Genomic DNA, 21115 nt, shown 5'->3' on the forward strand with positions numbered 1-21115 from the left:
ACCTTCGGGTTATGAGCCCGACGAGCTACCAGACTGCTCCATCCCGCGACGCGCATTCTACAGCTTTCGTTGCCGCTGTCACGATTTAAATTCAGAAAGAAGACGATCAGATGCTCAGGTATGCCGAAACCCTGTGGCTACCGGCGTGCGTATGGCGGCGCATGGGACGTTGCACGGCTGGGCGAGGCGGATGATGACGGCGCGCGATACGCAGCATGCCCCAGAGCATGGCGAGCGCCACGGATATCCAGCCCAGGACCATCATCGCGAGTATCAGTGCAGGTGTCATGGCATGGCTTCCTTCTCTGCAGTCTGAACAGTCGTCCTTGATGATGGGACCCTGGCCGCCGAAGACGGTTCCGGCAAAACCATCGGTCGTTGGCGAGCCTGGGGAAACCGCACTCCATCGCCAACCCGTTGCCTATAACACTGACAGACGAGGTAGAGGTGGCGGCCATGCGTTTTCTTGTAGCGGTCTTTGCGTCGATGTTCATCGCCGTGGGCGTCGGCGCGCAGGAGGTCCCGTTTTCCGATCTGCCCCTGGCGCAAAACACCGGCGCTGTCGATCGTGGCGCCGCCGGAAGTGGTTCCATGGGCGTCGGGGAAGGCATCGAGTACCTGGACGACGATGAGGTGGATGAGCGCGATGATTCGGCGCAGCGTCAGCCTGCATCGACACAGTCGGGGAAAGCCACGGGTGAGCCCGGGCACGGTGGCAACGAAACGGACATGGAACATCACCCTCGGCCGAAACTGGAACGGCGTAGCGATCGGTAGATGGCCGGTCATACCTTGGGCACCGGTAACACCGGCAACACCGGCAACACCGGTATCTCGTGAGGCACCGGCGCCACGACCGGGATCGATACCGTCGAGGAGTGATGCCCTGCCGGGAGCCATGTCGCGGTGGGTCGAGAACGTGCGATTCATAAATTCGCCGGGCCTCCGTACAATGCCGTCCCTTTTTCGGCAGATGAACTCCGGTATGCAGATCGCCTTGGCACCCATGGAAGGGCTCGTCGACGAGATTCTCCGTGATGTCCTGACCCGCGTCGGCGGAGTCGACTGGTGCGTGACCGAGTTCATTCGGGTGTCCGACCGCGTGCTGCCGCAGAGCAGCTTCCGCAAGCTCGCGCCGGAACTGGACAGCGGCGCCGTTACCCGTGCCGGCACGCCACTGCGCGTGCAGTTGCTGGGCTCCGATCCGGCGTGCCTGGCGGACAATGCCGCCTATGCCTGCACGCTGGGCGCGCCGGCCATCGACCTGAACTTCGGCTGCCCCGCCAAGACGGTGAACAAGTCACGCGGCGGCGCAGTGCTACTCAAGGAACCGGAGCTGCTGCATACCATCCTCCGCGAGGTGCGCCGGACCGTTCCTGCACATATTCCGGTGACTGCCAAGATGCGCCTGGGTTTCGACAGCCCGGACGGCGCGCTCGATTGCGCGCGCGCCTTGACGGCCGGCGGCGCGCAGCAGTTGGTGGTGCATGCACGCACCAAGCTGGATGGCTACAAGCCGCCGGCCCACTGGGAGTGGGTGGCCAGGGTGCGGGATGTCGTGGACGTGCCGGTATACGCCAACGGTGATATCTGGTCGCTGGCCGATTGGCGCCGCTGCCGGGAGGTCAGCGGTGTCGACGACATCATGCTGGGTCGCGGGCTGGTTTCACGTCCGGACCTGGCCCGACAGATCGGCGCGGCTCGGTCTGGGCGAGCGGTGCCCGAGATGGGCTGGGATGAGTTCAGGCCCCTGCTGGTGGATTTCTGGCAGCAGGCGCGGGGCAAGATCGCGCCGCGCTACGCGCCCGGCAGGCTCAAGCAGTGGCTGGCGCTGCTGATGCGCAACTATCCCGAGGCGGCCGCGCTGTTCGCCGAGCTGCGCAGGGAAAACGACTGCGCCCGTATCGACGCGCTCCTGGGTGTCGATACCACCGCCATCCGGCTGGTTGCGCTGGGCTAGCTCTGGCTCAGGGTTCTGCCATGCGGTGCACGTAGCGCATCCGAAATCCCCGTGCCGTCGTTAAGTCGGTGTCAGGCATCGCTTCGGTGGAAGTTGGGCTTCGCTGCGCTCAACCCAACGGGCGATCTGCAATCAGCGACCGCCGCTGACGTCCAGCAATGCACCGCTGGTGTAGCTGGCCTGCTCGCTGGCGAGCCAGAGGATCGCCTCGGCGATTTCTTCGGCCTGGCCGCCGCGGCCCATGGGAACGCTTGTCTTGACCCGTTCGACCCGATCCGGTTCGCCGCCGCTGGCATGGATCTCGGTATGGACGACGCCGGGGCGCACGGCGTTGACGCGTATGCCTTCGCCGCCCAGTTCCTTGGCCAAGCCCAGCGTCATGCTGTCGATGGCGCCCTTGGCCGCCGCGTAGTCGATGTATTCGCCCGGGGCGCCGAGGCGCGCGGCCACCGAGGACAGGTTGACGATCGCGCCGCCCTGTCCGCCATGGCGGGTCGACATGCGCTTGATCGCCTCGCGCGCGCAAAGAAAACTGCCGATCACGTTGGCGCCGAGCACGCGCGTCCAGCGCGCCGCATCCATTTCTTCCAGGCGCATCTGCCGCTCGAGCATGCCGGCGTTGTTGACCAGCACGTCCAGGCGTCCGAACTCCCGGTCGACCGTCGCGAACAGTTCAAGCACCTGCTGTTCCTCTGCGACGTCGGCCTTCACCGCGATGGCAGGGGCGCCGAGCATTCGGATTTCCTCGAGCAGTTGCAGCGCGGCGTCTTCGCGTTGGCGATAGTTCAGGCACAGGGCGTAACCCTGGCTGGCCGCCAGGCGGGCGGTGGCGGCGCCGATACCACGGCTGGCGCCGGTGATGAGCATGACCTTGGACATGAGGGATTTCCTGATCAGAACGTGTACGAAGTGACCCTTGAAATCTTGCACGGGGTTCCTATCTAGGCAATGCGGAATGCCGAAATCGGATTCCGCCTGACTTTGCTGGAATTTCAGGAGGTTTACATCATGACTTCTTTTTCCATGGCTCCGTTGTTCCGTCAATCCGTGGGTTTCGACCGCTTCAACGACCTGTTCGAGTCGGCCCTGCGCAACGATTCCGGCAGCTCCTATCCGCCGTACAACATCGAGAAGCACGGCGACGACCAGTACCGCATCGTGATCGCCGCCGCGGGTTTCCAGGAATCGGACCTCGACCTGCAGGTCGAGCGCAGCATGCTGACCATCAGCGGCGGCCGCCGCGAGAACGAGGTGGAGAACGTCACCTATCTGCATCAGGGCATCGCGCAGCGCGCTTTCAAGCTGTCGTTCCGCCTGGCCGACCATATCGAGGTGAAGGGGGCCGCGCTCAATAACGGCCTGCTGAACATCGATCTGGTGCGTGTCGTGCCGGAAGAGGCCAAGCCCAAGCGTATCCCGATCAATGCCGAGCAGCGGCCGGCGCTGGAGGGCTGATCCGCAGAGAATGGGAAGGGTGCCGCAAGGCACCCTTTTTCGATTGCCGGCCGGCTTCTTCCAGCAGCGCCGTTGGGTCGGGGCGCGTAGCCTGAGGAGCGAAGCGACGAAGCCCAGCGCGTTGTGCCATTGCCTGTTGGGCTTCGCTGCGCTCAGCGCCAACCTACCCGGGAGCGTACGTCGTGCTGACCGCCGTTAGTGGGCTGCAGCCCACCCTACGGGGAATTTGCGCCTTAACGCAGGCGGCTTGCTTCCAGCAGTTGGCGGAAGCTGGCGACGGGTAGCGGACGGCTGAACAGATAGCCCTGGTAGAGGTGGCATCCCTGGCGCTGCAGCAGGTCCAGTTGGGCCTGCTGTTCGACGCCTTCGGCGATGACCGCCAGGCCCAGGCTCGAGGCCATGGCGACGATGGCGCGGATGATCTCCGCATCGTTGCCTTCGGCTATCGCGTCGCGCACGAAGGACTGGTCGATCTTCAACAGGTCCACCGGCAGCCGCTTGAGGTAGGTGAGCGACGAATAGCCGGTGCCGAAATCGTCCATGGCGAAGCTGACGCCGAGCTTTCGCAGGCGGCGCATCTTGGCGATGGTGTCGTCCAGGTGCTGGATGACGATGCTTTCGGTGATTTCCAGCTTCATCATCCGGCGCGGCAGCCTGCTTTTCTCCAGCGCCAGGACGACGCGTTCGACGAAGTCGTTCTGGCGGAACTGCCGCGGGCTGATGTTGATGCAGAGGCTGAAGACGGCGGGGTCGACCAGGCCATCGGCGGTCAGGTCCGCGCCGATGCGGCAGGCCTCGTCGATGACCCAACTGCCCACCTCGGGCAGCAGGGCGCCTTCCTCCAGCACCTGAATGAACGCTGCGGGCGTTTGCAGGCCCAGCCGCGGATGCTGCCAGCGCAGCAGGGCCTCGGCGCCGATGATCTGCCCGTTGCGGGCATCCACCTGCGGCTGCAGATGCAGTTCGAACTCGTTGCGCAGCAGTGCCTGGCGCAGTTCGTTTTCCAGTTGCAGGCGCGCGCTGGCGGCCTCCTGCATGGTACTGCGAAACAGCTGGATGGCGTTGCGCCCGGCGTCCTTGGCCCGGTAGAGGGCGATGTCGGCGCGCTTGAGCAGGTCGGCCGGCGTCGCCCCGTGATCGGGGATCAGGGCGATGCCGATGCTCGGCGTGACTTGCAGCCGATGGCCCTCGAACTGCATCGGCTCGGCGAGCAGCTTGCGCAGTTTTTCCGCCACCTGGCGTACGTGGCGGGTGACTTCCGAACGTCTGCCCGTGAGGCCGGTGAGCAGCACGACGAATTCGTCGCCGCCGAGCCGCGCCACGGTGTCCTCCTGGCGCACGCTGGCTTCCAGCCGCGCGGTGACCATTTTCAGCACGGCATCGCCGACCGGGTGGCCGAGCGAGTCGTTGATGTGCTTGAAATGGTCGAGGTCGAGGAACAGCAGGGCGCCGCGTAGGTCGTGACGTTTGTGCAGCGCGCTGTGCTGGGTCAGGCGGTCCATCAGCAATGCGCGGTTGGGCAGGTTGGTCAGCGGGTCGTGGTAGGCCATGTGATGGACCTGCGCCTGCGCCGCCTTCAGCTCGCCGATGTCGCGGGCGGTGAGTAGCAGGCAGTCCATGCCGTCGAGTTCGATGGGTTCGACCGAAACCTCGATGTGCTTGATCTGCCCGTTGCGATCCTGGCCGCGCATTTCTCGGTTGCTCAGGCGCCCCTCGCGGGCGATCGCCTCGATGATTTCCTGGCGCTGGGACTCGGGCCAGACGCGCAGTTCGTGCGCGGTGCGGCCGATCACCTCGTCCATGCGATAGCCGGACAACCGGCAGAAGCCTTCGTTGACCTCGATGAAACGGCCGCTGGCGCGTTCGGTGATGGTGATGGCGTCCGGGCTGGCACGAAACGCCTTGGCGAACTTCGCTTCGCTCGCGCGCAGCGCCGCTTCGGCCTGCTTGCGTTTGGTGATGTCGCGAAAGGTGGTGATGATGCACAGCCTGCGCTCGACACGGATGAAGCGGCTGGACACCACGCAGATGATCGCTTCGCCATTGCGTGAAAGGAATTCGGCCTCGGCGTTCTCCAGCGATCGTTCTGCGTTCAGTCGCGCGTACAGCGCCTGGCGCCTGCGCTCGTCGCGCCAGAAGCCGATTTCCGGGGCCGTGCGACCGACGATCTCGGCCGGCTGCCAGCCGAAGGTGGTGCTGAAGCTGGGGTTGATTTCCAGGAAACTGCCGTCGCGGATGCGTGAAACGCAGATGGGGTCGGGGCTGCCCTGGAACAGCGTGGCGAACTTTTCCTCCGAGGCGTTCAGGCGCTGTTCGCGCAGCAGGCGCTCGGTGATGTCCATGATGATGCCGGCCATGCGCAGCGGGCGGCCATCCGCGTCGCGGTAGAGCTTGGCGGTGCTTTCCAGGTGGCGGGTGCCGCCGCTTGCCGGCTGGGCGCGGTAGATGACCTGGTATTGATCGATGTGGCCGGTTACCAGGTCGCTGTAGGCGCGCCGCATCTTCTGCCGATCTTCGGATGGCACATGGGCGAAGAACTCGCGAAAGGAGCCGTGATAGGGGCCTTCAACGGTGCCTTGCAGATCCGAGGCGCGGGCCGATGCGTAGAGCATGTCGCTGGGAATGTGCCAATCCCAGGTGCCCAGCTGGACGGATTCGAGGGCCAGTTGCAGTCGCTCCTGGCTCTGCTGCAATGCCTCGGCCTGCAGGTGCTGTTCGGTATTGTCGCGGATCACGCCGATCAGCATCGGTTGGTCGGCCGTTTCGGCGCAGTGACGCTGCCCGGTGATTTCCAGCCAGTGCAGGCTGCCGTCCGGCCAGCGGACCCGGTGTTCCAGGCGCAGGTGTTGCTCGTCGTTGCGCAGCACCGACTCGAAGAAGCGCGCGACGGCTTCGCGATCCTCTTCGGCCACCAGTTCCAGGTAGTCGATGCCGGAAGCGAATGCCGGGCCGCGGTCGAGCCCGAACAGCGCCTGGCAGCGGGGTGACCAGAACACCTTGCCGGTTTTCAGTTCCCAGGCCCAGACGCCGAAGCTCGCGTCGCTGAGCACCGCCAGCAGATGGACGGCGTCATGCCAGGGCTGCTCGTGCGGCGTGGCGAGGTCGGAAAGGCGGACGCGGGGGTGGGGCGAGGCGCTGTGGTCGTGATGTTCCCGGTGTTGCGGGGCAGCTGAAGACGGGGTGTCGGCGATGTGCGATCGATCGGTCATATGGCCGTTCCGCTTATTGTTATTGGCGCGACGTTATCTGCTGCCCGGGGCTCAGCGCAAGCGCTCCTTGCCGCTGTCCAGCAGGGCCATGAAGGCCTTGGCGGCATTGGACAGCGTGCGCTCGGTGTGCAGGATATAGCCCAGTTGTCGCGACAGCTGAATGCCCGGCAGCGGCAGGCGCACCACCTGCTCGTCGAGCATGCTGCGCGGCAGCACGCTCCAGGCGATACCGATGGCGACCATCATCTTGATCGTCTCCATATAGTTGGTGCTCATGGTGATGTGGGGCGTCAGACCCTCGCGCTCGAACAGGCGCTGGGCGATGTGGTGGGTGAAGGTATTGCCACCGGGGAATACCGCCGGATGGCTGGCGACGTCGGCCAGGGTGATATCGGCTTTCTGCGCCAGCGGGTGCTCGGGGGCGACGACGAAATCCAGGGGGTCGTCCCAGACCTTCACCGCCTCGATGGGCGCCGCCGTTTGCGGCGCAAGGGTGATGACCGCGAGTTCGGCGCGGCCATGCAGCACTTCCTCGTAGGCCACTTCCGAATCCAGGAAGCGGATGTCCAGGCTCACCTGTGGGTGGGCGCGGGTGAAGGCGCGCAGCAGCGGCGGCAGGCGGTGCAGGCCGATGTGATGACTGGTCGCCAGGCTCAGCCGCCCGCCAATGTCGCCGTTGAGGTTGGTCAAGGCGCGGCGGGTGTCGTCCAGTACATTCAGAATCTGATAGGCCCGCGGCAGCAGCGCTCTCCCTGCCTCGGTCAGGCCGATCTCGCGGCCGAGCCGGTCGAACAGGCGCACATCCAGCTGCGATTCCAATGCGGCGATGCGTTTGCTGACCGCCGGCTGAGTCAGGTGTAGCCGTTCGGCGGCCAGGGAAAAGCTGTGGGTTTCCGCGACAGCGATGAAGGCGTTGAGGTTGGCCAGATCCATAGAAGCAGCTCCAGGCGGCAAGCCACAAGCTGCAAGCCGAGCCGCCGTGCTTGCACTTGCGGCTTGAAGCTTGACGCTTGCAGCCTCATAGAATTCCTGTGTGGAATCCTATGGATGAAAAATATGAATTTGAGTTATTCGTCCCGCGATCATAGCATCGTCCCCATAAGCGCAAGGGCTATTCGCCCCGCATAGAAAGCAGATGAGGAAAAGTCCGATGGCCGGCAAGACGCTCTACGACAAGCTCTGGGAAATGCACGAGGTGAAACGTCGCGACGATGGTTCGTCGCTGATCTACATCGACCGCCACATCCTGCATGAAGTGACCTCGCCCCAAGCGTTCGAGGGTCTGCGGCTGGCCAAGCGCAAGCCGTGGCGCATCGACGCCAACATCGCCACCCCGGACCACAACGTGCCGACCACCAGGGGCGAGCGCCAGGGCGGCCTGGAGGCCATCGCCGACGAGGTCTCGCGCATCCAGGTGCAGACGCTGGACGAGAACTGCGACGATTTCGGCATCCTCGAATTCAAGATGAACGACGTGCGCCAGGGCATCGTCCACGTCATCGGTCCGGAGCAGGGCGCGACCCTGCCGGGCATGACCGTGGTTTGCGGTGATTCGCATACCTCCACCCATGGTGCCTTCGGCGCGCTGGCGCATGGCATCGGCACCTCCGAGGTCGAGCACGTGCTCGCCACCCAGTGCCTGGTGGCCAAGAAGATGAAGAACATGCAGGTGCGCGTCGAGGGCAAGCTGCCGTTCGGCGTCACCGCCAAGGACATCGTGCTCGCGGTGATCGGCAAGATCGGCACCGCCGGCGGCAACGGGCATGCCCTGGAGTTCGCCGGCAGCGCGATCCGCGAGCTGTCCATGGAGGGCCGCATGACCATCTGCAACATGTCCATCGAGGCCGGTGCGCGCGTGGGCATGGTGGCGGTGGACGAGAAGACCATCGCTTACGTGGAAGGCCGCCCCTACGCGCCGAAGGGCACCGACTGGGACAAGGCGGTCGAGCTCTGGAAGGATCTGGTTTCCGACGACGATGCCGTGTTCGATACCGTCATCGAGCTGAAGGCCGAAGAAATCAAGCCGCAGGTCAGCTGGGGCACTTCGCCGGAAATGGTGCTGGCCGTCGACCAGAACGTGCCGGACCCTGCCGTCGAGGCCGATCCGGTCAAGCGCGACTCCATCGTCCGCGCGCTGAAGTACATGGGCCTGTCGGCCAACCAGCCGATCACCGAGATCAGGCTGGACCGCGTGTTCATCGGCTCCTGCACCAATTCGCGGATCGAGGACCTGCGTGCCGCGGCCGAGGTCGCCAAGGGCCGCAAGGTCGCGGCCAACGTCAAACAGGCGATGGTGGTGCCGGGCTCCGGCCTGGTCAAGCAGCAGGCCGAGGCCGAAGGGCTGGACAGGATCTTCCTCGAGGCGGGCTTCGAATGGCGCGAGCCGGGCTGCTCCATGTGCCTGGCGATGAACCCGGACAAGCTGGGCAGCGGCGAGCATTGCGCCTCCACCTCCAACCGCAACTTCGAAGGCCGCCAGGGCGCCGGTGGGCGTACCCATCTGGTCAGCCCGGCCATGGCTGCCGCCGCGGCGGTGACCGGTCACTTCATCGATGTACGCGAACTGGTCCAGGCCTGAGGAGAAACGGATGAAAGCCTTTACCCAACACACCGGTCTGGTCTGCCCGCTCGATCGCGCCAATGTCGACACCGACCAGATCATTCCCAAGCAGTTCCTCAAGTCGATCAAGCGCACCGGGTTCGGTCCGAACCTGTTCGATGAGTGGCGCTATCTGGACGTCGGCCAGCCGAACCAGGATTGTTCGCAGCGTCCGGTCAACCAGGAATTCGTACTGAACTTCCCGCGCTACCAGGGCGCCAGCGTGCTGCTGGCCCGCGAGAACTTCGGCTGCGGCTCGTCCCGCGAGCATGCGCCCTGGGCGCTGGACGAGTACGGTTTCCGCACCATCATCGCGCCGAGCTTCGCCGACATCTTCTACAACAACAGCTTCAAGAACGGCCTGCTGCCGATCGTGCTGAAGGAAGAGGAGGTCGACGAGCTGTTCCAGCAGGCCGAAGCCACCGAGGGCTACCGGCTCACCGTGGATCTGGCGGCGCAGACGGTCACTCGCCCGGATGGCAAGCAATACGGCTTCGAGGTCGACGCCTTCCGCAAGCACTGTCTGCTCAACGGCCTGGACGACATCGGCCTGACGCTGCAGGATGCCGAGGCCATCAAGGCGTTCGAAACCAGGCATCAGCAGAGCCAGCCCTGGCTGTTCGGCGCGATCAAATAACAGGAGCTGCAAGCCGCAAGCTTCAAGCTGCAAGTAGGCGCGGCTTTTACTTGTGGCTTGCAGCTTGAAGCTTGTAGCTATTTCCGAAGGAAATTCCCATGTCCAAACAGATTCTGGTTCTCCCCGGCGATGGTATCGGCCCGGAAATCATGGCCGAGGCGGTCAAGGTGCTGCAACTGGCCAACGACAAGTTCCAGCTGGGTTTCGAACTGAGCTATGACGAGCTGGGTGGCGCGGCCATCGACAAGTACGGCGTGCCGCTGGCCGACGAGACCCTGGAACGTGCGCGTGCCGCCGATGCCATCCTGCTCGGCGCCGTCGGTGGGCCGAAGTGGGACAGCATCGACCCGGCCATCCGCCCCGAGCGCGGGTTGCTGAAGATTCGCTCGCAGCTGGGCCTGTTCGGCAACCTGCGCCCGGCGCTGCTCTATCCGCAGCTGGCCGACGCCTCGTCGCTCAAGCCGGAAATCGTCGCCGGGCTGGATATCCTCATCGTCCGTGAGCTGACCGGCGGCATCTATTTCGGCCAGCCGCGTGAGAGCAAGGTGCTGGAAAACGGCGAGCGCATGGCCTATGACACGCTGCCGTACAGCGAGAGCGAAATCCGTCGCATCGCCAAGGTCGGCTTCGACATGGCCATGGTGCGCAACCGGAAGCTCTGCTCGGTGGACAAGGCCAACGTGCTGGCGTCCAGCCAGTTGTGGCGCGCGGTGGTCGAGGAAGTCGCCAAGGACTACCCCGAGGTCGAGCTGTCGCACATGTACGTCGACAACGCCGCCATGCAGCTGGTCCGTGCGCCCAAGCAGTTCGACGTGATCGTCACCGACAACATGTTCGGCGACATCCTGTCGGACGAAGCTTCCATGTTGACCGGTTCCATCGGCATGCTGCCGTCCGCTTCGCTGGATGCCGACAGCAAGGGCATGTACGAGCCCTGCCATGGTTCGGCGCCGGACATCGCCGGCAAGGGCATCGCCAATCCGCTGGCGACGATTCTCTCCGTGTCGATGATGCTGCGCTACAGCTTCAACCAGGTCGCGGCGGCCGATGCCATCGAGCGGGCGGTCAGCGACGTGCTCGACCAGGGCCTGCGCACCGGCGACATCTGGTCCGAAGGTTGTAACAAAGTCGGCACCCGGGAGATGGGTGATGCAGTAGTCGCGGCGCTCGCGAAGTTGTAATCTCTTGGCCCGCCTTCGATGGGTGGGCCACTTAATCTATAGGTGTAGTTGCGATGAAACGTGTAGGTCTGATCGGTTGGCGCGGTATGGTCGGTTCCGTGCTCATGCAGCGGATGCTGGAAGAGCGGGACTTCGACCTGATCGAGCCGGTGTTCTTCACCACTTCCAATGTCGGTGGCCAAGGGCCTGCCATTGGCAAGGAAACCGCTGCGCTGAAGGACGCCTACAACATCGACGAACTGAAAAGTCTCGACGTGATCCTGACCTGCCAGGGCGGCGACTATACCAACGAAGTCTTCCCCAAACTGCGTGAAGCCGGCTGGCAGGGCTACTGGATCGACGCCGCCTCCGCGCTGCGCATGCAGGACGATGCGGTGATTGTGCTCGATCCGGTGAACCGCAAGGTCATCGACCAGCAGCTCGATGCCGGTACCAAGAACTACATCGGCGGCAACTGCACCGTCAGCCTCGCGCTGATGGGGCTGGGTGGTCTGTTCGACGCGGGGCTGGTGGAGTGGATGAGTGCCATGACCTATCAGGCCGCCTCCGGTGCCGGCGCGCAGAACATGCGCGAGCTGATCAAGCAGATGGGCGCCATCAACGCGGCGGTGGCCGATGATCTGGCCAACCCTGCCAGCGCCATTCTCGACATCGACCGCAAGGTCGCCGAGACCCAGCGCAGCGAAGCCTTCCCGGTGGATAATTTCGGCGTGCCGCTGGCCGGCAGCCTGATTCCCTACATCGACAAGGAATTGCCCAACGGGCAGAGCCGCGAGGAGTGGAAGGCGCAGGCCGAAACCAACAAGATCCTCGGGCGTTTCAAGAACCCGATCCCGGTGGACGGCATCTGCGTGCGCGTCGGCGCCATGCGTTGCCACAGTCAGGCGCTGACCATCAAGCTGAACAAGGATGTACCGATTTCGGACATCGAGGGCCTGATCAGTCAGCACAACCCCTGGGTCAAGCTGGTGCCGAACCGTCGCGAAGCCAGCATGCAGGACCTGAGTCCGGCTGCCGTCACCGGCACCCTGAGCGTGCCGGTTGGCCGCCTGCGCAAACTCAACATGGGCTCGCACTACCTGGGCGCCTTCACCGTGGGCGACCAACTGCTGTGGGGCGCCGCGGAGCCGTTGCGGCGCATGTTGCGGATCCTGCTGGAGCGTTGATCGCCTGTCCGATGGATGAAAACGCCGCGACTCGATCGCGGCGTTTTGTTTTTGGCGATGTTCTCGAGCGATAGGACACGCTCCGGTAGGTTGGTGCTGAGCGCAGCGAAGCCCAACGGGCATCAGTGAAGCGTGTTGGACTTCGTTGCCTCGCCCCTCAGGCTATGCGCCCCGACCCAATCTACGGCGTATCGCCTATGCGTACGCAATTGGAATAGCCTTCTTGTTCGTGCTGCTGTGGTTGTGCCGCTCGGCGGTGCCGCTTGCAGTGCGCCGTCATTTCGCTACAGTGCCGGTCCTTGATGCTTGGAGGTGGTGATGCCCTCGCTTGTTGATGTTGCCGTGGTCGGTGCCGCCAGTCTGATCGGCGAGGCGCTGGTGGAAGTGCTCGAAGAGCGTGGCTTCCCGATCGCGGAGCTGTATCTGCTGGATGCTTCCGATTCCGTCGGGCAGGCGCAGGCCTTCAAGGGGCGCAACCTGCGGGTGCGCGATGTCGCCGAGTTCGATTTCGCCCGGGCGAAGCTGGTGTTTTTCGCCTGCGACGCGGATCTCGCCGCCAGCCATTGGGAAAAGGCCGCCGTTGCGGGCTGCCTGAGGATCGACCTGAGTGGCGCTCGCCCGGTGGATGATCTGCCGTGCCTGGTGCCCGAGGTGAATGGCAAGCTGCTCGGCGCGTTGGGCGATTGTCGCGCCGTCGCCAGTCCGCTTCCCGAGTCCGTGGCGCTGGCCATCGCGCTGGCGCCCATCCAGCGGCAGCTGGGCTTGCTGCGCGTCTCGGTCACGGCCTGCCTGCCCGTTTCAAGCCGTGGTCGCGCCGGCGTGAACGAGCTGGCCCGGCAGACCACCGAGCTGTTGAACGCGCGCGCCCTGGAGCCGCGGGTGTTTGGTCGGCAAGTCGCATTCAACATGCTGGCGCAGACGGAGGAGGTCGACGGTCAGGGGCATGCGCGGCAGGAGCGACGCCTGGTCGGCGAACTCCGGCAACTACTGGAACTCCCCGATCTGGCGGTGGCTGTCACCTTCGTTCAGGCACCGATCTTCTTTGGCGAGAGTCTTGTCGTGGCCCTGCAGGGCAGGAATGCTGCGGATGTCGGTGCATTGTCGGCGGCGCTGGGCGTCGCGCCGGGCATCGAACTGGTGGAGACTGGCGATTACCCGACGGCGGTCGGTGACGCGGTTGGGCAGGACGTCATCCATGTGGGCAGGGTGCGCCGGGGAATGGATGATCCATGCGAACTCAATTTGTGGATTGTGTCTGATAACGTGCGAAAAGGCGCAGCCCTGAATGCCGCGCAGTCTGGTGAGTTGTTGATAAAACACTACCTGTAAAAGATACTTACCGGAAACTCGAAGAATAATTCTAGCCGACGCGCTGAGCGGCTTATCGCTGATGGGGAGTCACCACGAGGTGGCGCGGGCAGTGACATAAGACCCTCTCGAAGTTCGAGAAAAAGATAAACAAGGGATTAAATAATGGTTCGGGTTCGCAATCTGGTGCTGGCAATCGCGGCTGCTACCGCGCTGACTACAGAAATGGCCCATGCGCTTGGGCTGGGTGAGGTCACGCTTCAGTCGTCATTGAATCAACCGCTGGTCGCGGAAATCGAGCTGCTGGATGTCAATAACCTGGCACCGGGCGAAGTGATTCCGGTGCTCGCCTCGCTCGAGGAGTTCAACCGGGCGGGCATCGATCGCCAGTATTTCCTGACGGACCTGAAGTTCACCCCCGTGCTGCGCCCGAATGGCAAGAGCGTCATCCAGGTTTCCTCCAGCAAGCCGGTGCGCGAGCCCTATCTCAACTTTCTCGTAGAGGTACTCTGGCCCAGCGGTCGCCTGCTTCGCGAATACACCCTGCTGCTCGATCCGCCGCTGTACTCCCCCGAAACCGCTGCCGCCGTTGCGCCGCAGCTGCCGATCGCCGCCCCGGTCCAGCAGGCCGCCCCGGCTCGTCCTGCACCAGCCCGCCAGCCGGCTGCCGCGCCCGCAGCGGCCAGCGCTTCCACGCTGGCCGCCCCGCAGGGCAGCGGCGAGTACCGCACATCGGCCCGCGATACGCTCTGGGAAATCGCCGAGCAGAACCGCCGCGGTGGAAGCGTCCACCAGACCATGCTGGCCATCCAGGACCTGAATCCGAACGCGTTCATCGATGGCAACATCAATCGCATGAAAGCTGGGCAGGTGCTTCGTCTACCCGATGCCGAACAGATTTCCAGCCGCTCCCAGGCCGAGGCCATCAGCCAGGTCGCGCAACAGAATGCGGCGTGGCGCCAGGGCCGGAGCGGGGCCGTGGCGGGCACGCGCCAGCTGGATGCGACGCGGCGCAGCGAAGCGGGTGCTGCGCCATCGCGTAGCGAAGCCGGTGACAGCCTGCGTCTGGTTGCCGCCGATGCGGGGCAGTCGACGGCGGGGACCGATACCGGCTCCGGCGACAGTGGCAAGGCTCTGCGGGACAAGCTTGCCGTCACCCAGGAAAGCCTCGACTCCAGCCGCCGCGAAAATGATGAGCTGAAGGACCGGTTGAACGATCTGCAGGGGCAACTGGAAAAACTCCAACGCCTGATGCAGCTCAAGGATGATCAGCTCGCCAAGCTCCAGGCGCAACTGGCGACCGATGGCGCGGCACCGAGCGCTGCCGATTCGGCTGGCCAGCCCGGTACCGAAGCTGGCGAGCCGGCGGCGGGGCTTCAGGATACCGAGGCCGCCACCAGNAACAACCGGCCGGGCAGGGCGCAGCGCCGGCCGCCGCGGAGCCCCAGGCCGCGGCCAAGCCGGCGCCCAAGCCCGCCCCTGCCAAACCCGCGGCTCCGGTCAGCGAGCCGGGGCCGAAAGGGTTCATCGACGATCTTCTCTCCAATACGCTATTGCTCGGGATTCTCGGTGGTAGCGCGCTGCTGTTGCTGCTGGTTGGCCTGATGGCCTTGTCGCGCCGTAACGCCATGAAAGAGGCCGAGCTGCAGGAAAGCCTGTTGGCCGAGAGCGTCATGGACAACCTGGATGTCGGAACGCCGGCATACGTCGACGTCGGTCAGGATCACCGCGAACCGGCTCCGTTTTCCGGCTTCGCCGAGCCTGCGCAAGCCACCGACGAGCTCGCTCCGGCAACTGGCGATGCACTGGCCGAAGCGGATATCTATATCGCCTACGGTCGCTTCAACCAGGCGGCCGAGCTGTTGCAGAACGCGCTCAACGACGAGCCTCAGCGCAGTGACCTGCGGCTCAAGCTCATGGAAGTCTATGCGGAGTTGGGTAACCGCGCTGGTTTCGCCCGCGAGGAAGCCGAGTTGCGCGAAATCGGCGGTGCCTCCAGCCAGGTCGAGCAATTGAAGCAGAAGTATCCGGCGATGGCCGTGGCCGGTGGCGCAGCCGCCGCAGCGGCTGCTGCGAGCCCGCTGGATATGGACAGCCTCAACCTCGATGACCTGCAGCTCGACGAGCCGGCTACGCCGGTTGCCGGACAGGATCTGGATGATGCGTTCGACCTGAGTCTGGACGATCTGGATATCGATCTGAACGATGAGCGCCCGGCTGCCGAGCCTTTTGCCGAGCAAGGCGATGATCTGTCCCTGGATGACTCGCTGAGCCTCGACGATCTGGACGAAGGCCTGCCGGCGGCATCCGTTTCGCAGGACGTGGCGAGCGATTTCTCCTTCGATCTGGAGGATGAGGCCAAGCCGAGCGAGGCTCGGCACGATGATCTGGCGGACTTTTCCCTCGATCTGGAAAGCGACGACAACGCCGCCGCCGCCGAGGATTTTTCGCTGAGCCTGGACGGTGAGCCGGCAAACGCCTCGGCCGCGCGCAATGGCGACGAGCTCGACTTCGAGCTGGCCGATAGCGATGCTGGCGCAACCGAGCTGCCTGACGATTTCGATCTTTCCCTGGGAGAGACGGAGCCCGAGGCTCGCCCCGAAAACTTCGCCGAACAGCTGGACGAAGTGGAAGCCGAACTGGAAAGCCTGTCCCACGATCTGGATGAGCCGGCTCAGCCCACGGCATCGCCGGCGGTCACCGCCGGAGCCGTCGACGATCTGGACGAGGACTTCGACTTTTTCTCCGATACCGACGAAACCACCACCAAGCTGGACCTCGCCAGAGCCTATATCGATATGGGCGATGCCGAAGGTGCGCGCGACATCCTCGATGAAGTCATCACCGAGGGCAGCGATGCACAGCAGCAAGAGGCGCGAGATATGCTCGCCAAACTGGCCTGACCATGACCCAGGCAGTACCCGAAGCGGCAGCCGACAAGGCTGCCGTCGGCATTTCCAGAATCGCCCTTGGTGTCGAATACAAGGGTTCCCGCTATCGCGGGTTCCAGCGCCAGCGTGCGGGCGTACCCTCGATCCAGGAATCACTCGAAACCGCGTTGAGCAAGGTGGCCGGCGGGCATCCTGTCGTGCTCAGTTGTGCCGGGCGGACCGATGCCCTGGTCCATGCGAGTGGCCAGGTCGTGCATTTCGACACGCCCGTACAGCGCAGCATGCATGCCTGGACGATGGGGGCGAACATGAACCTGCCGCCGGACATCAGCGTCACCTGGGCCCAGGAGATGCCGAGCCACTTCGATGCACGCTTCAGTGCCATGGCCCGCCGCTATCGCTACGTGATCTACAACGACCAGATTCGCCCGGCACACATGGCCGAAGAGGTGACCTGGAATCATCGTCCGTTGGACATCGAGCGGATGCGCGCCGCGGCCAGGGCCTTCGTGGGTACCCATGATTTCAGTGCCTTTCGCGCGAGGCAGTGCCAGGCCAAGTCGCCGATCAAGACCATTCATCACCTCGAGCTGCTCGAATACGGTCGAATGATCATCATGGACGTACGCGCCAATGCCTTCCTGCACCACATGGTGCGCAACTTCGCCGGCGTGCTGATGACCATAGGCGCCGGCGAGCGGCCGGTGGAATGGGCCAGGGAGGTCCTGGAATCGCGCATCCGTCGAACCGGAGGCGTCACGGCGCATCCTTATGGTCTCTACCTAGTGGAAGTGGAATACCCCGAGGAGTTCATCCTGCCGAAACGCTATCTCGGCCCGCATTTTCTCTCCGGCTTGCCGGACTGCGCGCAGAGATGATTTCCCGTGGGGTGCCTATTCGCTTGCAGGTCGTGGGTCTTTTGTTACCATCCGGTTTCTTTTCCAGCAGGTAAGCTCCGTTGTCGATCGTTCGCAGCAAGATTTGCGGAATCACCCGAATCGAGGATGCGTTGGCGGCCGCCGAGGCGGGAGCCGATGCCATTGGTCTGGTGTTCTACGCCAAGAGCCCTCGTGCGGTGAGCGTCCAGCAGGCCCGCGCGATCATCGCTGCCCTGCCGCCATTCATCACGACCGTGGGGCTGTTCGTCAATGCCAGTCGCTGCGAGATCAATGAGCTGCTCGAGGCGGTGCCGCTGGATCTGCTGCAGTTTCACGGCGATGAGTCACCCGCCGATTGCGAAGGCTATCACCGCCCATGGTTCAAGGCGTTGCGGGTCGGCAATGGCGAGGATATCGCCGCGCAGATCGCACGTTATCCGAACGCCAGCGCCATCCTGCTCGACACCTTCGTTGCAGGCGTGCCGGGTGGGACGGGCGAGCGTTTCGACTGGTCGCTGATTACACCCACCTTGCCCAAACCGCTGATTCTCGCGGGGGGGCTGACGGCGGACAACGTCCAGCAGGCCATCGCCCAGGTCAGGCCCTACGCGGTGGATGTCAGCGGCGGTGTGGAAGCGAGCAAGGGCATCAAGGACGCCGGCAAGGTCGCGGCCTTCGTCCAGCGTGTGCGCTCGGCCATGTGACGCCTGGACGGCCATGGCCGTCCAGTAACGAGTCGCTGGTGATCCAGCACCGAGTTTGGCGATTCCCGCCGCCTGGCGGGGGTCGGATTTTCGCGAGTGCGCCATCCGGCGTACCGCTCACGCGACCGGGAAGGGCTTGCATGCCTCCGATCGCAACGATGAATCTGCCTGCGGCGCGACTGCGCTCGGGACTGGAAGCTTTGGAGAACAAGAGCATGAGCAACTGGCTGGTAGACAAACTGATCCCTTCGATCATGCGCTCGGAGACGCAGAAGAGCTCGGTGCCCGAAGGTCTGTGGCACAAGTGCCCCTCCTGCGAGGCGGTGCTGTATCGCCCCGAACTGGAGAAGACCCTCGATGTATGCCCGAAGTGCCAGCACCACATGCGCATCGATGCCCGCACCCGCCTCGATATCTTCCTCGATGCCGAAGGGCGCGAGGAAATTGCGGCCGAGCTGGAGCCCGTCGATCGCCTCAAGTTCCGCGACAGCAAGAAATACAAGGATCGCCTCTCCGCCGCGCAGAAGCAGACCGGCGAGAAGGATGCCCTGGTCGCCATGAGCGGCAAGGTCGTCAACGTTCCGGTCGTCGCCTGTGCCTTCGAGTTTTCCTTCATGGGGGGGTCGATGGGCGCGATCGTCGGTGAGCGCTTCGTCCGTGCCGCCAACGTGGCGCTGGAAAAGCGCTGCCCGCTGGTGTGCTTCTCCGCTTCGGGCGGCGCCCGGATGCAGGAGGCGCTGATCTCCCTGATGCAGATGGCCAAGACCTCTGCGGTGCTGGCGCGCATGCGCGAAGAGGGCCTGCCGTTCATCTCCGTGCTGACCGACCCGGTCTACGGCGGCGTTTCCGCCAGCCTGGCCATGCTTGGCGACGTGATCGTGGCCGAGCCGAAGGCGCTGATCGGTTTCGCCGGTCCGCGCGTCATCGAGCAGACCGTGCGCGAGAAACTCCCGGAAGGCTTCCAGCGCAGCGAGTTCCTGCTGGATCACGGTGCCATCGACCTGATCATCCCACGCTCCGAACTGCGCTCGCGCCTGTCCCGCCTGCTGGCGCAGATGCAGAAGTTGCCGTCCCCGGCCGAGCCTGCACAGGTAACGGCCTCTGCATGACCGCCCGGAGTCTGGCCGACTGGCTCGCTTATCTCGAGCAACTGCATCCCACAGCCATCGACATGGGCCTGGAACGGGCCCGTGAGGTCGCTTCGCGGCTTGGTTTGACGCGGCCGGCTCCGAAGGTGGTTACCGTTACTGGCACCAACGGCAAGGGCTCCACCTGCGCGTTTATTGCGTCACTTCTGAGTCGTCAGGGGCTCAGGGTAGGCATCTACAGTTCGCCACACCTGCTGCGCTACAACGAGCGCGTCCAGCTCGCCGGACGCGAGGTCGACGATAGCCGGCTTTGCGAGGCGTTCGCGGCGGTCGAAGAGGCGCGCGGCGAGGTTTCGCTGACCTATTTCGAAATGGGTACGCTCGCGGCGTTCTGGCTGTTCGAGCGGGCCAGGCTGGATGCCGTGGTGCTGGAGGTCGGCCTCGGCGGTCGTCTCGATGCGGTCAATCTGGTCGATGCCGATCTGGCCGTGGTCACCAACATCGGCCTGGATCATGCCGACTGGCTGGGCGACAGCCGCGAAAGCGTCGCCTACGAAAAGGCCGGCATCCTGCGCGCCGACAAGCCGGCGCTGTGTGGCGACCTGGATGTTCCGGCGCCACTGCTGGAGCAGGCCGATGCGCTGAAAGCGCCGCTGCTGTTGCGCGGGCGGGATTTTGACCTGGCGATCGATCCCGAGGCATGGCACTGGCGGGGCGTCGGTCCGGCGGGTGAACCCCTGGAGCTGCACGGGCTGCCGTTGCTCTCCCTGCCCATGGAAAACGCGGCGCTCGCCTTGCAGGCCTATGCCTTGCTCGGCCTGCCCTGGGATTTCGCAGCCATGGCCGAGGCGCTGGCGCGGACGCGCGTGGCAGGCCGGCTCGATCGCCGGCGCTTGACCTGGCAGGGTCGCGACGTCTCGCTGCTGCTGGATGTCGGGCACAATCCGCATGCTGCCGGGTATCTCGCGCAGCGTCTGCAGCAGCGACCGCTGGCAGGTCGGCGGCTCGCGGTGTTCGGCCTGCTGGCGGACAAGGACCTGGACGGTGTCGTCGCTGCGTTGCAGCCCAGCATCGATGATTGGGCCGTGGCGCCGCTGCCGACACCGCGTACGCGATCGTCCGCCCAGTTGTCCGCTACGCTGCTTGAGCGTGGTGCTGTGGTCGGCGAGTATGCGAGCGTCGCGCAGGCGCTGGCGGCACAATGCGCCAAGGCCGGTGACGCTGACGAAGTGCTGGTCTTCGGCTCTTTCTACTGCGTGGCCGAGGCATTGGCGTGGCTGCAAGAGCGGACTGAGGAGGAGGGGCATGGCAGTGCTGGATAAAGGATTGCTGCAACGCATGGTCGGGGCGCTGGTGCTGATCGCGCTGGCCGTGATCTTCGTACCGATGCTGTTCAACCGGCAGGACGACCTGCGCCACGTTACCGTCGATGCGCCGGCGATGCCGCCAGCTCCCGGCGTCGCGACCATCGAGATGCAGTCCGCCGAGGTGCCCGAGCCGCAGTCCGTACCCGAGGGTTTCGAGATCGTCGAGGACGAGGCCGCGCAGGACTCGGCGCCGGCTGCGGCTGGCGAAGTGTCCGAACCTGCGAAGCCTATCGAGCCTGTGGAGCCCATCGCGCCCGCGGAACCCGTCGCACCGGCGGAACCGCTCGAGCCTGCTGCGGCCGAGCCGCGTCTGGACAGCAACAACCTGCCGGTGAGCTGGTCGGTCCAGTTGGCCAGCCTGTCCAATCGCGCCAGCGCCGAGAACCTGCAGAAGACCCTCCGCTCGCAGGGTTACAATGCCTATATCCGTACCGCGGATGGCATGAACCGCGTCTTCGTCGGACCGCTGGTGGAACGCAACGAGGCCAATCGCCTGCGCGACCAGTTGCAGCGCCAGCAGAAGCTGGACGGCTTCGTCGTTCGCTTCAAGCCCGAAGAAAGCTGAAAACTGGCCGCGCAGGCCACTCGCGGCCTGATGCCGACGCCGAGTGGCGCGTAAGCACGAACCCCCGGGTCTGGCTCACGGCTGTTGCGATGCTTACCCCGGCCCCC

17 protein-coding genes and 1 pseudogene are annotated in these 21115 nt (G+C 64.6%); 14 read left to right on the plus strand and 4 right to left on the minus strand.

The features are described from left to right. Positions 1–106 precede the first annotated feature (106 nt). The gene (locus IN820_RS09270; RefSeq protein ID WP_193680699.1) at positions 107–289 is read right to left on the minus strand and encodes a hypothetical protein; all 183 of its coding nucleotides are present in this window, start codon (positions 287–289) and stop codon (positions 107–109) included. A 167-nt stretch (positions 290–456) separates the two neighbouring features. Here IN820_RS09270 and IN820_RS09275 point away from each other — a divergent pair, with 167 nt between their 5' ends. Then, complete coding sequence (locus tag IN820_RS09275) at positions 457–777, plus strand: hypothetical protein (RefSeq protein WP_193680700.1); 321 nt, start codon at positions 457–459, stop codon at positions 775–777. 208 nt (positions 778–985) lie between these two features. Further along, a complete protein-coding gene (locus IN820_RS09280; RefSeq protein ID WP_193680701.1) occupies positions 986–1960 on the plus strand; it encodes a tRNA dihydrouridine synthase in 975 nt (324 codons plus the stop codon). A gap of 132 nt (positions 1961–2092) precedes the next feature. On the opposite strand, the gene IN820_RS09285 is transcribed toward IN820_RS09280, so the two are convergent. Then, positions 2093–2839 (minus strand): SDR family oxidoreductase, encoded by a 747-nt coding sequence (locus tag IN820_RS09285; protein ID WP_193680702.1) that lies wholly within the window; start codon positions 2837–2839, stop codon positions 2093–2095. Between the two features lie 129 nt (positions 2840–2968). Between IN820_RS09285 and IN820_RS09290 the strand changes: the two genes are divergently transcribed. Continuing rightward, positions 2969–3415, plus strand: coding sequence for an Hsp20 family protein (locus IN820_RS09290; protein WP_207793560.1), 447 nt, complete (start codon positions 2969–2971; stop codon positions 3413–3415). A 233-nt stretch (positions 3416–3648) separates the two neighbouring features. Here IN820_RS09290 and IN820_RS09295 read toward each other — a convergent pair whose 3' ends face one another. Both IN820_RS09295 and IN820_RS09300 read right to left on the minus strand, forming a co-directional pair. Further along, the gene (locus tag IN820_RS09295; protein WP_193680703.1) at positions 3649–6624 is read right to left on the minus strand and encodes an EAL domain-containing protein; all 2976 of its coding nucleotides are present in this window, start codon (positions 6622–6624) and stop codon (positions 3649–3651) included. Positions 6625–6675: 51 nt separating this feature from the next. Continuing rightward, entirely contained in the window at positions 6676–7557 is an 882-nt protein-coding gene (locus IN820_RS09300; protein ID WP_193680704.1) for a LysR family transcriptional regulator, read from the minus strand. 217 nt (positions 7558–7774) lie between these two features. Between IN820_RS09300 and leuC the strand changes: the two genes are divergently transcribed. The 11 genes and pseudogenes from leuC (at position 7775) to IN820_RS09355 (ending at position 21008) form a co-directional block, all read left to right on the plus strand. Next, positions 7775–9202, plus strand: coding sequence for a 3-isopropylmalate dehydratase large subunit (leuC, locus tag IN820_RS09305; protein ID WP_193680705.1), 1428 nt, complete (start codon positions 7775–7777; stop codon positions 9200–9202). 10 nt (positions 9203–9212) lie between these two features. Continuing rightward, a complete protein-coding gene (gene leuD, locus IN820_RS09310; RefSeq protein WP_193680706.1) occupies positions 9213–9860 on the plus strand; it encodes a 3-isopropylmalate dehydratase small subunit in 648 nt (215 codons plus the stop codon). A 98-nt stretch (positions 9861–9958) separates the two neighbouring features. Further along, the gene (gene leuB, locus IN820_RS09315) at positions 9959–11041 is read left to right on the plus strand and encodes a 3-isopropylmalate dehydrogenase (protein WP_193680707.1); all 1083 of its coding nucleotides are present in this window, start codon (positions 9959–9961) and stop codon (positions 11039–11041) included. 53 nt (positions 11042–11094) lie between these two features. Continuing rightward, positions 11095–12207, plus strand: a complete 1113-nt coding sequence (gene asd, locus IN820_RS09320) for an aspartate-semialdehyde dehydrogenase (protein ID WP_193680708.1) — start codon at positions 11095–11097, stop codon at positions 12205–12207. Positions 12208–12525: 318 nt separating this feature from the next. Continuing rightward, positions 12526–13536, plus strand: a complete 1011-nt coding sequence (locus IN820_RS09325; RefSeq protein ID WP_193680709.1) for an aspartate-semialdehyde dehydrogenase — start codon at positions 12526–12528, stop codon at positions 13534–13536. Between the two features lie 144 nt (positions 13537–13680). Beyond that, a pseudogene (locus tag IN820_RS09330) lies at positions 13681–16418 on the plus strand (FimV/HubP family polar landmark protein). Between the two features lie 2 nt (positions 16419–16420). After that, entirely contained in the window at positions 16421–17284 is an 864-nt protein-coding gene (gene truA, locus IN820_RS09335) for a tRNA pseudouridine(38-40) synthase TruA (protein ID WP_193680710.1), read from the plus strand. Between the two features lie 80 nt (positions 17285–17364). Next, positions 17365–17988 carry a phosphoribosylanthranilate isomerase gene (locus IN820_RS09340; protein WP_193680711.1) on the plus strand — a complete coding sequence of 208 codons (624 nt, stop codon included), beginning with the start codon at positions 17365–17367 and terminating at the stop codon, positions 17986–17988. A gap of 215 nt (positions 17989–18203) precedes the next feature. Then, positions 18204–19097, plus strand: a complete 894-nt coding sequence (accD, locus tag IN820_RS09345) for an acetyl-CoA carboxylase, carboxyltransferase subunit beta (RefSeq protein ID WP_193680712.1) — start codon at positions 18204–18206, stop codon at positions 19095–19097. Next, positions 19094–20398: a bifunctional tetrahydrofolate synthase/dihydrofolate synthase gene (folC, locus tag IN820_RS09350; RefSeq protein ID WP_193680713.1), complete on the plus strand. Its 1305-nt coding sequence runs from the start codon at positions 19094–19096 to the stop codon at positions 20396–20398. Before accD ends, folC begins: the two co-directional genes overlap by 4 nt. Continuing rightward, positions 20382–21008, plus strand: coding sequence for an SPOR domain-containing protein (locus IN820_RS09355; RefSeq protein WP_193680714.1), 627 nt, complete (start codon positions 20382–20384; stop codon positions 21006–21008). Before folC ends, IN820_RS09355 begins: the two co-directional genes overlap by 17 nt. Positions 21009–21115: the final 107 nt, after the last annotated feature.

The organism is Pseudomonas lopnurensis (genome assembly GCF_015070855.1).
Taxonomy (GTDB): Bacteria; Pseudomonadota; Gammaproteobacteria; order Pseudomonadales; family Pseudomonadaceae; genus Stutzerimonas; species Stutzerimonas lopnurensis.